Below are 11,934 nucleotides of genomic sequence, written 5' to 3'. Positions count from 1 at the left end.
TTTCGCATTTTCTTCAATTCAACCTTCACTGCAAATACGGGATAATTTCTTCAATTGCTTGCTCGCCGGCTAATGCCCATTTGCTTTTATCGTGTATTGTTGCGTCTTTGTCGATCGGCTCTTGGAATTGGTTAAACGTAGCGGTGCCGAGTGAACTCATGTCACTGTCTAGTCCAACGTTAACGACATGTTTAATGACATAAGGCTTTGTAAATTCGATACCTGCATATTGGTCATCTAGTATCCCGTCACGAACTAAGAAGGGCATACGCAAATAGATGGTTTCTCCACCTTCACGATGTAATATAGAGTCAAAACAACCTGAATGGTAATCCCATCCGCCGCCTAAATGATAGCCTTTGGGCTCAATCAAATTAAGGAATTCTCCAAAATGGGTTCTTTTTCCTTCCAATTCTGTTTGCAATTCCAACATGCTGTGCACTCCCTTTTTTGATAGTCATTTCTAACATTCACGAAATTGAATATTGCTATACATATTTGAAAAAAGAGTTGTAACTTTTAGCAATGTTTTCCGTCTAATCAGTGAATACCTAATGTCAGGAGAGAAAGAGATGAAAAAATTAGGAGCAGTGGCATTAACCGTACTTCTAGCAGGAAGCCCAGTTGTCGCTCACTCGGTATCAGCAAAGGAGGCAGACGTACAAGTGAGCAAAGAGCAAGCTGAACACGCCAGTGATTATATGAAAGCGAGTGGTGTCATTACAGCAGTCGAAGCATCTAAAAGTTCTTTGAGAGTAACAATTGAAAATGAGGAAGGAATTGAAGAAGTTTTAATCATCAACGAAAAATCATACTTATTGAGCAACAAAACGACAGCAACGATTGCGAGCGATCGTTTGAAAAAGGGAATGCATGTGGAAGCCTATACTGACAAAAACAAACCGATGATTTTAATCTATCCTGCGCAATACACACCTGAACTTGTCGTTGTAAAAGATGAAAATGGTCAAAACGTAAAGGTAAACAAATTCGATGATGAATTCCTTAGTTTAGACAAAGAATTGAAATTGACGATTGCGGGAGATACAGTCCTCCAAAACCAACAGGGCAAAGCGATTGGGAAAGCTGATTTGAAAGGGAAAGAGCTGATGGTATTTTATACAGCAACAACGAGAAGCATTCCCCCACAAACGACACCAACAAAAGTGATTGCTTTGGATCCATTGGAACAATCTGAAGAAGCAACTGTTAACAAAATCATTAAAGCGGATCACTACATGAAAGACGGGGTCAAAATGATTCCACTGCGCAAAGTTGCAGAGGCTCTAGGCTACACAGTCGTATCTCAAGGGCATATCAATGGAGCGCTCGTAAAGAAGGAAAACCGTTCTTTCACGATTACACGTGGAGAAAAGAAGTATGGTCTAAATAAAAGCCTTCGACAATTTGCAATCGCACCGGAATTAATTGGTGGGAATAAGACCTATGTTTCAGAGGACTTTTTAGATGCAATGTTAAGTGACCAATAAGGTCAACTTAATCCAAACATAAACAAGCCCTACATCTCTGCTTCTAAAGGCTGCAGAGACGTAGGGCTTTCTTTGTCATTCGTTGATAGTGTCGTTAAATAGTAGGCCATCATCGTGTAAGTCGATAATTTTTAGGCGTTGATCGTGTTTAACGAAAATACTTTTATAGATTTTCTCTCCGACTTCATTGGAAAACAGGATGACTCGCTTTCCTTCATTGTCCTCCACAACACTTGCTATGTAGGCATCTACGTCAATTTCGCTTGACAGAACATCGTATTCTTCATAATCAGTCAAGTCAGCCACATGATCTGCACTCGTGTTTGTTTCAACGTCTTTGGATGGTGATTCAGCCTGTTCATTGCTTTCTAGGGCGGAGTCAGGTTTCACTTGTTCTTCTGCGTTGTCATTTGCACATCCCGCGAGCAGGAGAGCACCACAAAATAAGGCTAGTCGTTTTTTCATGATGATGAACACCTCGATGCGAATTGTTTTCACTATTGCGTAAGATATAGTGGAAGTTCATTGTAAAGGAGCGTTTATGAAAAATCAAATGATTGAACAATCCATCCTGCTTTTCCATATAGTATAGAAAGGAAGCAAAAGGTGAGTGAACGAATGTATAACCATTTTCAGCAACATGGAAAATCATCCTATACAATTAGTGACCTCTTAAAAGGAAAAGACATTGAAATCATTGCAGCAACGCTTCTTTTACTCGGCAAACTAAAAGTGGACTCCGTACAAATTTATAGAAGTCAGCCAATCATTTATGTATCTTTGTTAGGTGAATTCAAATCATCTAAAGCCGATCAAGTGAATACGTTAACGGATTTCTTGGCAGCAAACGGTGATTTGACAATGGATGAAGTGTTTGAAGGAATTAAAAAACGGATGAACAGTGAGGAGGAGGGACAGTAATGGTTGAGAAAAAAGAATTTGACGCTCCATCCTTTATCAATAAAGTGATTCTCGTGCTCTTCTTGCTCCTGCTCATTTTTGGTTCAACAAAATTGGAAGGCTTAACTGTAGCGGAAGATATCGTAGGCCCGTTGTAAACGTTTGAGCATTGAAAAAAGGCTACAAAGAAGCAAGATCACCTCTTTGTAGCCATGTAATCCGTTAGGACAACCGTTCCTTAAAATCTTCGTAGTTAAATGACTTAATGACTTTTGGTCCTTCATTCACCGTATTTAATACGATAGACGGCAAGTTCATGCCATTGAACGTATTGTTTTTCACCATCGAGTAATGGGCCATGTCACAAAATACGAGTTTGTCGCCAGGTTGTAACGGTTCGTCAAATGAATAATCACCGATGACATCCCCCGAAAGACATGTTGGTCCGCCTAATCGGTACGTAATTGCTTTTTCATTTGCGACGCCTGCTCCGACGATTTCCGGCCGGTATGGCATTTCCAATACATCTGGCATATGACAAGATGCGGAAGTGTCAACAATTGCTATCGGCATGCCGTTGTGCATTGTATCCAATACAGTCGAAACGAGGAAACCCGTGTTAAGGGCAACCGCTTCGCCCGGCTCCAAGTACACATCCAAGTCATACTTATTTTTCATGAACAAGATAGATTCAATAAGGGTTTCGATATCGTAATCAGGTCGTGTAATGTGATGACCACCACCGAAATTAATCCATTTCATGCCGTGTAAATACTTGCCGAACTTCTCGTCAACAACTTTGATTGTACGTGCCAGTGTATCGGAGTTTTGTTCGCACATCGTATGGAAATGCAATCCGCTAATGCCTTCCAACTCATCCGGTTCGAAGTTTTCAAGCGTCACACCAAACCGAGAATTCGTAAAGCAAGGGTTGTACATATCGACTTCGATTTCCGAGTATTCTGGGTTGATGCGAATGCCGCATTCAATCTGCTTCGGATAGTTTTTCACTTTGTCGCGGAAACGTCGCCATTGTTCAAACGTATTGAACACTAAGTGGTCAGAGTAGGAAAGGATTTCATCAAAATCCACTTCCGAAAAAGCAGGTGCATACGTATGCACTTCTTTCCCCATTTCCTCGTACCCTAGTTTCGCCTCTAACAACCCACTTGAAGTAACACCATTCAAATACTTGCCGATGAGCGGATAGACGGAAAACATCGAAAACCCTTTTTGTGCGAGCAAGATTTTGCAACCGGTTCTGTCAATGACCGACTTGAGCAACTCCAAGTTTTTGATAAGCAATGCTTCATCCACAACATAGGAAGGGGAGGGAACAGCGTTTGGATCGAAATTTAATTTCATTGTTTGCATGCCTCCCATCAGTCGATTAGTTCAGGATTGAAATCTTCTTGCCAAGGAAGTCCGTATTTGTTTAATGCATCCATGAACGGATCTGGATCGAACTCTTCAACGTTGAACACGCCTGGTTTTTTCCATGCACCCGTCATAATGAGCATTGCACCGATCATGGCTGGAACACCTGTTGTATAAGAAATCGCTTGGGAACCGACTTCGCGATAACATTCTTGGTGATCACAAATATTGTATACATAATACGTTTTCTCTTCGCCGTCTTTAACGCCTTGGAAAATACAGCCGATGTTCGTTTTTCCTTTTGTGCGTGGTCCAAGAGAAGCCGGGTCAGGAAGGATCGCCTTCAAAAACTGCAATGGGACAATCTGTTGTCCTTCGAATTCAATTGGTTCAATCGATGTCATTCCGACATTTTCAAGCACTTTCAAATGTGTCAAATAGTTTTGGGAGAATGTCATCCAGAAACGGATTTTCTTAATCCCTTTAATGTTAACAGCTAATGATTCTAATTCTTCATGATAGAGAAGGTACACATCTTTTGGTCCGATTTCAGGAAGATCGTACACACGTTTTTCAGAAAGTGGCGGTGTTTCGATGAACTCACCGTTTTCCCAATAACGACCGTTCGCTGTAATCTCACGGATGTTGATCTCCGGGTTGAAGTTTGTTGCAAATGGATACCCGTGATCACCTGCATTTGCATCTACGATATCGATCATATGGATTTCGTCAAAATAATGCTTCTGTGCATACGCAGAGAATACACCAGTTACACCAGGATCAAAGCCGCTACCTAATAGTGCTGTAAGTCCAGCTTGCTCAAACTTCTCTTTGTACGCCCATTGCCATTTATATTCAAACTTCGCAGTATCCAACGGTTCGTAGTTTGCTGTATCTAAGTAATGCACACCTGTTGCAAGACATGCATCCATGATTGTTAAATCTTGATAGGGAAGTGCAACGTTAATGACGATTTCCGGTTTGAAATCGTTAATTAATTCGATGAGCTCGTCCACATTGTCAGCATCCACTTGTGCCGTTTGGATTTTCGTACGCCCACCATCAAGCTTTTCTTTTAACGCATCACATTTCGATTTTGTTCGGCTTGCGATACAAATCTCTTCAAACACATCCGGAACTTGACAACATTTATGAACAACTACACTTGCTACTCCACCTGCACCAATAATTAACGCTTTACCCAATCAAAACACCACCCATAATTATTTTTGTTTATGAATTGCCAATAGTAATTCACGAAGTACTTTACAAGCGACGGCAGTTGAAACGCCACTTTGGTCGTAGACCGGTGATAATTCATTCACATCACAACCGACGATATTCAATTCACTGACCGTCAAGATCGCTTGCAATAAATCCATGAACGAAACACCGCCAGCTTCTGGTGTACCTGTTCCTGGGAAAACCGAAGGGTCTAACACATCCAAGTCGATTGTTAAATACACAGGTTTCCCTTTCAACTTCTCAACAATGTCTTCTAAGCCATTAAAGTTGAACTTGTTTGTGTATACATGGTCTTTGCCCCACGCAAACTCGCTACGATCACCGGAGCGGATTCCAAATTGGAAGATCCGATCATCTCCGACAATATCCCATACGCGATGGATGACGGATGCGTGTGAAAGTTTCTCATCAAGGTACTCGTCCCGCAAATCGGCGTGAGCATCGAATTGTACGATGTGCAAATCTGGATACTGTTCAGCAACAGCGCGAACTGATCCAAGCGTCACTAAGTGCTCTCCACCAATCATGCAAGGTATTTTGCCGTCTTTCACAATTTTGCTCGTAAACGCTTCGATTTGGCCTAAAGCTCTTTCGGTGTTTCCGAAGCTTAACTCCAAATCCCCGCCGTCAAAGACGTTCATATCTTCTAAGTCTTTATCTTGGTAGGGACTATACGTTTCGATTCCGAAAGATTCTCCACGCATCGCTTTGCTAGCGAAACGGGTACCTGGACGAAAAGAAGTCGTGGAATCGAAAGGAGCACCAAATATCACAATGCCAGACTCATCATATTCATTGTCACAGCCAATGAATGTTTCAACATTTCTATTCAACATCTTCCAATTGCTCCTTTACGTAATTAGGTAAGGCAAACGATCCGACATGGACGTCCGTGTTGTAATACTTCGTTTGCAACCCAAGATTATTCCAATCATCCGCTTGCAGATCTTTTATCGGATCAAACTTTTTAGAAGCAAATCCGAATAGCCAATGGCCGGATGGATAGGTTGGAATATGGACTTGGTACACTTTGCAAATCGGAAAGAAACCGATAATCCGCTGATGCGCACGCTGCATGCCTAACGCATCTTCTTCATAAAACGGACTTTCGTGTTGATTGACTAAAATTCCTTCCTCATTAAGCGCTTTGTAGCAATTGCCATAAAACTCCTTCGTGAATAGCCCTTCACCCGGTCCGAATGGATCAGTGGAGTCGACAATGATTAAATCGTACTCATCATTTTTTGAACGGATAAATTTCAATCCGTCTTCAAAATGTAAATGAACACGTGGATCATCTAACTTAGATGCTGTTTGCGGCAAATATTCCTTACACACATCCACGACCATTTTATCAATTTCAACCATATCAATATGTTCAATGGTGGCATACTTCGTCAGTTCGCGGACTGTTCCGCCATCTCCAGCACCAATAACGAGCACTTTTTTAATGGACGGGTTCGTCGCCATTGCAACGTGCGTAATCATATCATGGTAAATGAATTCGTCTTTCTCGGTTACCATTACAAGACCATCTAACGTTAAAATCCGTCCGAATTCTGCTGTTTGCAAGATGTCGATTTTTTGGAACTCACTTTTGCCAGTGTACAAATGTTCATCGACTTTCATGGAAAATGTCACATTGGGCGAGTGATTTTCAGTAAACCATAATTTCATTGCTCAGACTCCTTTACGACATTGATATGCTCGATTTCCCGGTCTTCCGTCCCTGTCATGAAACTTCCTTTATCCTTGCAGTACTGGATATACTCAAGAATTTCACCTGTAATTCGTTCACCAGGCGCAAGAATCGGAATGCCCGGTGGATACGCCATGACGAATTCACTTGAAATACGGCCAACACTTTGCGCCATCGGCAATGTTTCTTTTGGAGCATAGAACGCTTTTTGAGGAGTGTAAACGACTTGTGGTTTAATGTATTCATGATCGAATAAGCCACTTTTGTCGGTGCTATAGCGCCTTTTAATCTCTGCGAGTGCGGAGACGAGGCGCTCCAAGTCTAAATGACGATCGCCAACGGATATGTACGCAAGGAAGTTGCCGATGTCTCCGAACTCGATCTGAATGTCGTATTCATCGCGTAAAATATCATACACTTCGATACCAGCGAGTCCGATATCCAACGAGTGGACAGACAGCTTTGTTAGGTCAAAGTCGTAAATTGTATCACCATTTTTCAACTCATCCGCAAAAGCATAGTAGCCGCCAATTTTGTTAATCTCTTCACGCGTATAACGAGCCATGTTCATCACTTTCTTGAAAATTTCTTCACCGTGTAAAGCGAGATTTTTTCTTGAAATATCAAGAGATGACATGAGTAAATAAGAACCGCTCGTTGTTTGCGTCAAGTTGATAATTTGTCGGACATACCCTTCACTCACTTCGTTGTTAATTAACAGCAAGGAGCTTTGGGTCAATGAGCCACCTGATTTGTGCATGCTAACGGCAGCCATATCTGCACCGACAGACATGGCTGAAGCAGGCAATTCCTCACTAAAATAAAAATGTGTCCCATGTGCTTCATCTACAAGCACAAGCATCCCGTGACGATGAGCGAGAGCAGTAATTTCCTTCATATTGGAACAAATTCCATAGTATGTCGGATTATTAATAAGAATCGCTTTCGCATCAGGATGTTCTTTAATCGCTTGTTTGACGTCTTCCACCGCCATCCCAAGCGGAATGCCCAGTTCTTTGTTGGAACCCGGATTCACATAGACCGGAATGGCGCCACTAATGATTAACGCATTAATGGCACTCCGGTGTACGTTTCTTGGCATAATAATCTTTTCGCCCGCTTTACAAGCCGTCATCACCATTGCTTGCACTGCGGATGTCGTTCCATTCACCATGAAAAAGGCATGCTTCGCACCAAATGCGTCGGCAGCAAGTTCTTCAGCCTCTCGAATAACAGAAACAGGGTGAATAAGGTTATCCAATGGTTTCATGGAATTGACGTCAAAAGACATACAGTTTTCGCCTAAAAAAGCGGTCAATTCCTCATTCCCTCTACCACGTTTGTGGCCAGGAACGTCAAATGGAACGACCCTCATTTTTTTATATTTGTTAAGCGCCTCCATAATTGGGGCTCTTTGTTGTGAAAGAATGTTCATGATACGCTCCTCTCACTCTTCATATATATTGGAACCACTGAATATTTCAATCATTTCTTTACGTAAGTTGTTTGTGATATATAACCGCTCTTTTGGAGGGATTTCATAAACATCCGTATTGAAAAGATAGTTTTGTAAATTAATGTCTTTAATCAGCAGTTTTGTATGAAAAATATTGGACTGATATACATTGACATCAATGGCATCGTATTTCTGTAACGTTTCGCTATCGATATAGTCTTGGATCGATGTCATTTTATGATCTCTAAACAACTTCTTCCCTCTGTCATCGCGTGTAAACCCACGGACCCGATAATCAGTCGTAATGATATCCGAATCGAAGCTTCCTATTAGATAATCAAGTGCATTGAGCGGAGAGATTTCACCGCATGTGGATACTTCGATATCTACACGAAAAGTGGCGATAGAATTATCCGGATGGTATTCAGGGTACGTATGGACGGTGACATGGCTTTTGTCTAAATGACTTACAACCGAATCCCGGGTTTTTAAAATATCGATTGCCCCTCGATTACACGATTCGTCTATTAAAGCGACAGGTAATGTCTCTTCCGTAATTAGGATTGTGACACTAGCGCCTTGCGGATCGTAATCTTGCTTACTCACATTCAATACATGCGCGCCAATGATCTCTGTGACGTCATATAAGATGTTTGTCAGCCGTTCAGAATTGTACTGCTCATCGATATAGGCAATATAATCTTTTTGCTCCCGCTCACTTTTTGCATAGCTTACATCATAGATGTTAAAGCTAAGTGTTTTTGTGAGGTTGTTAAAGCCGTACAATTTCAGCTTATTTTCCAACCCAACTATCACTCCTTCTATTCGGGTATCAGGCTAGCAAGAACCGTAAAATTCCTGATGAGTAAAATGTGTAAAACTGTCATCTCTTCAAGCATCTCCACATCACTCAATCTTACGGGACAACCATTGCCATTGTAATAAAATCAATCTAATTATAAAGTAAAAAAAGGGTGAGTCAAGATAATTTACAACCGATTAATTAAATAGGAAATTCAATGCATTTTCTTCGTTGAAATTGAAGAAAGTTTGACCGTGAAAATCTGATTACATGAACTAAAAAATTTATCACGAAATTGCGCTTACAGTTAGGGTTGTTTTGGATTTGTAGCTATTAACGTTATAATAATTTCAATGGAATTTCAAGTGATAGCATTATTCAGTTAATATGAAAGGGGCAAACCGAATGTACGAACTAAAAACGAAAGAAACTGATAATAGTGTGATTGAATTTATTGAAGCTGTGGATAACCCGAAAAAACGTGAGGATGCCTATAAGCTCCTTGATATTTTTACGGAAGCTACGGGCTATGAGGCAAAAATGTGGGGGCCGAGTATTATCGGTTTCGGATCGTATCATTATGTATACAAAACCGGTCACGAAGGAGATGCACCGTTAGTCGGGTTTTCTCCGAGAAAAGCAAAGATTAGCCTATACTTTGCTCCTGGAGACACTGCAAGAGAAGAAACACTTGCGAAATTTGGGAAGCATACATCAGGGAAAGCGTGTGTCTATATTAATAAAGTGGCTGACATCGATGTTGATGTCTTGAAACAATTGATAGACCAATCGATCGACTTTTTTCGGAGAACCTATCCTGACGGTAACTAACGATTGTGTTTATAAATTAGATTTGTCAATCTATGTAGGGCGTAAAATTTCAAATATGTCGAGCAACAATGGATGAACGTGTCTGTCAACAAGTTGAGGCTGTTAAACGAGTCGTTTCGTTTAGCAGCTTCTTTTGTTTGCTTCATTTTACGGCGCGTACTTGCATACACTAATTGAAACCAAGCTCCACATTGGAGGGACATGAATGGACATTTTACAGAAGGTTGAACGATTCAGAGATGAAGAGAACAAGCTGAAATGGGAAGGTACCTTTGCACAGTATTTGGACATTTTGCGTGAACGTAAAGAAGTTGCACAAACGGCGCACTCAAGAGTATATGAAATGATAAAAAGTCACGGTGAAACGAAGAAAAATGGGCATACCATCTATCATTTTTTTGAAAATGAAATTTTTGGACTCGAGGACACGGTAGAACGTCTTGTGAATGAATATTTCCATCCAGCGGCTAAGCGGCTTGATGTCCGCAAACGGATATTGTTACTAATGGGACCGGTGAGTGGTGGTAAATCTACCATTGTTACGTTGTTAAAGAGAGGTCTGGAACAATATTCGAAAACAGAGGAAGGCGCAGTTTATGCAATTAAAGGCTGTCCGATGCATGAAGATCCATTGCATTTAATACCTGAGCACTTACGAGATGACTTCTTTGAGGAGTTCGGCATCCGCATTGAAGGAAGTTTATCGCCGCTGAATACAATGCGGTTGGAAACGGAGTACGATGGCCGTATTGAAGATGTGCTTGTTGAAAGAATGTTTTTCTCGGAAGACAAAAGGGTTGGAATCGGAACGTTTACACCATCTGATCCGAAATCACAAGACATTGCCGACTTAACGGGAAGTATTGATTTCTCAACAATTGCCCAGTACGGGTCGGAATCCGATCCTCGTGCTTATCGGTTTGATGGCGAACTTAACAAGGCAAATCGAGGAATGATGGAGTTTCAGGAGATGCTTAAGCTAGATGAGAAATTTCTATGGCATTTATTATCGTTGACGCAAGAAGGGAATTTCAAAGCAGGACGATTTGCGTTAATCAGTGCGGATGAATTAATTGTTGCACATACGAACGAAACGGAATACCGGGCTTTCATTTCCAATAAAAAGAATGAAGCGTTGCATTCCCGGATCATCGTTATGCCGATTCCATATAACTTGAAAGTGAGCCAAGAGGAGAAAATCTATGAAAAGATGATCCGTGAAAGTGATATGCATCACGTGCATATCGCGCCACATGCTTTACGTGTCGCAGCGATCTTCTCCGTTTTGACGAGGTTGAAAATTTCTAAGAAGCAAGGCATCGACATCGTCAAGAAAATGCGGTTGTACGATGGGGAAAATGTAGAAGGGTTCAATTCCGCCGACTTGGAAGAATTGAAGAAGGAGTTCCCGAATGAAGGCATGGACGGCATTGATCCACGGTACGTCATTAACCGGATTTCCTCTGCCATTATCCGTAAAGAAGTCGATGCCATTAATGCATTAGACGTATTGCGCGCATTAAAAGAGGGGCTCGATCAGCATGCGTCTATATCGAAAGAGGACAAAGAAGAATACTTGAATTACATTTCAATCGCTCGCAAAGAATTTGACGAAATTGCTAAGAAGGAAGTCCAAAAAGCTTTTGTTTATTCATACGAAGAGTCCGCGAAAACGTTAATGGACAATTATTTGGATAATGTTGAAGCGTTTTGTAACAAGCATAAGTTGAAAGACCCGCTCACTGGTGAGGAAATGAATCCAGACGAGAAATTAATGCGTTCCATCGAAGAACAAATCGGCATTTCAGAAAACGCGAAAAGAGCGTTCCGTGAAGAGATTCTGATTCGAATATCTGCATATGCACGAAAAGGAAAACGTTTTGACTACCAATCGCACGAGAGACTACGTGAAGCAATTCAAAAGAAATTATTCTCCGATTTGAAAGATGTGGTTAAAATTACGACGTCTTCTTCGACGCCAGATGAAACACATTTGAAGAAGATAAACGAGGTCGTTGCACGTCTTATCGAGGAGCATGGCTACAATTCCATTTCTGCGAATGAACTATTGAAATACGTAGGTAGTCTTCTTAACAGATGATTTATCCGAATATTACAATTAAACGCCAGTCGT

At 41.2% G+C, this 11,934-nt stretch carries 13 protein-coding genes; 5 read left to right on the top strand and 8 right to left on the bottom strand.

The window, feature by feature from the left end:
• Nucleotides 1-25 precede the first annotated feature (25 nt).
• Nucleotides 26-433 (bottom strand): YugN family protein, encoded by a 408-nt coding sequence (locus QT711_RS02510; RefSeq protein ID WP_317941905.1) that lies wholly within the window; start codon nucleotides 431-433, stop codon nucleotides 26-28.
• A gap of 139 nt (nucleotides 434-572) precedes the next feature.
• On the opposite strand from QT711_RS02510, the gene QT711_RS02505 reads away from it, so the two are divergent.
• Nucleotides 573-1,490, top strand: coding sequence for a stalk domain-containing protein (locus QT711_RS02505; RefSeq protein WP_317941904.1), 918 nt, complete (start codon nucleotides 573-575; stop codon nucleotides 1,488-1,490).
• Between the two features lie 75 nt (nucleotides 1,491-1,565).
• Here the strand turns inward: QT711_RS02505 and QT711_RS02500 are convergent, their stop codons facing one another.
• On the bottom strand, nucleotides 1,566-1,955 hold the full coding sequence (locus QT711_RS02500) for a hypothetical protein (RefSeq protein WP_317941903.1): 390 nt from the start codon (nucleotides 1,953-1,955) through the stop codon (nucleotides 1,566-1,568).
• 141 nt (nucleotides 1,956-2,096) lie between these two features.
• Between QT711_RS02500 and QT711_RS02495 the strand changes: the two genes are divergently transcribed.
• Nucleotides 2,097-2,411 carry a hypothetical protein gene (locus QT711_RS02495; protein ID WP_317941902.1) on the top strand — a complete coding sequence of 105 codons (315 nt, stop codon included), beginning with the start codon at nucleotides 2,097-2,099 and terminating at the stop codon, nucleotides 2,409-2,411.
• Entirely contained in the window at nucleotides 2,411-2,548 is a 138-nt protein-coding gene (locus tag QT711_RS02490; RefSeq protein WP_317941901.1) for a hypothetical protein, read from the top strand. Before QT711_RS02495 ends, QT711_RS02490 begins: the two co-directional genes overlap by 1 nt.
• A 64-nt stretch (nucleotides 2,549-2,612) precedes the next feature.
• Here QT711_RS02490 and nspC read toward each other — a convergent pair whose 3' ends face one another.
• The 6 genes from nspC to speD are packed head-to-tail and all read right to left on the bottom strand — an operon-like array spanning nucleotide 2,613 to nucleotide 8,971.
• Nucleotides 2,613-3,755 carry a carboxynorspermidine decarboxylase gene (gene nspC / locus QT711_RS02485; RefSeq protein WP_317941900.1) on the bottom strand — a complete coding sequence of 381 codons (1,143 nt, stop codon included), beginning with the start codon at nucleotides 3,753-3,755 and terminating at the stop codon, nucleotides 2,613-2,615.
• A gap of 17 nt (nucleotides 3,756-3,772) precedes the next feature.
• Nucleotides 3,773-4,972, bottom strand: coding sequence for a saccharopine dehydrogenase family protein (locus QT711_RS02480; protein ID WP_317941899.1), 1,200 nt, complete (start codon nucleotides 4,970-4,972; stop codon nucleotides 3,773-3,775).
• 18 nt (nucleotides 4,973-4,990) lie between these two features.
• Complete coding sequence (gene speB / locus QT711_RS02475; RefSeq protein WP_317941898.1) at nucleotides 4,991-5,848, bottom strand: agmatinase; 858 nt, start codon at nucleotides 5,846-5,848, stop codon at nucleotides 4,991-4,993.
• A complete protein-coding gene (gene speE / locus QT711_RS02470) occupies nucleotides 5,838-6,689 on the bottom strand; it encodes a polyamine aminopropyltransferase (protein ID WP_317941897.1) in 852 nt (283 codons plus the stop codon). Before speE ends, speB begins: the two co-directional genes overlap by 11 nt.
• Entirely contained in the window at nucleotides 6,686-8,146 is a 1,461-nt protein-coding gene (locus QT711_RS02465; RefSeq protein ID WP_317941896.1) for an aminotransferase class I/II-fold pyridoxal phosphate-dependent enzyme, read from the bottom strand. Before QT711_RS02465 ends, speE begins: the two co-directional genes overlap by 4 nt.
• Nucleotides 8,147-8,158: 12 nt before the next feature.
• Nucleotides 8,159-8,971 (bottom strand): adenosylmethionine decarboxylase, encoded by an 813-nt coding sequence (gene speD / locus QT711_RS02460; protein WP_317941895.1) that lies wholly within the window; start codon nucleotides 8,969-8,971, stop codon nucleotides 8,159-8,161.
• Between the two features lie 403 nt (nucleotides 8,972-9,374).
• Between speD and QT711_RS02455 the strand changes: the two genes are divergently transcribed.
• Both QT711_RS02455 and QT711_RS02450 read left to right on the top strand, forming a co-directional pair.
• Entirely contained in the window at nucleotides 9,375-9,800 is a 426-nt protein-coding gene (locus QT711_RS02455; protein WP_317941894.1) for a DUF1801 domain-containing protein, read from the top strand.
• A gap of 205 nt (nucleotides 9,801-10,005) precedes the next feature.
• The gene (locus QT711_RS02450) at nucleotides 10,006-11,901 is read left to right on the top strand and encodes a PrkA family serine protein kinase (protein ID WP_317941893.1); all 1,896 of its coding nucleotides are present in this window, start codon (nucleotides 10,006-10,008) and stop codon (nucleotides 11,899-11,901) included.
• The last annotated feature ends 33 nt before the right edge of the window (nucleotides 11,902-11,934 follow it).

Source organism: Sporosarcina saromensis, from assembly GCF_033253735.1.
Lineage (GTDB): Bacteria > Bacillota > Bacilli > Bacillales_A > Planococcaceae > Sporosarcina > Sporosarcina saromensis.
This window is presented reverse-complemented; position numbering and strand designations above follow the sequence as displayed.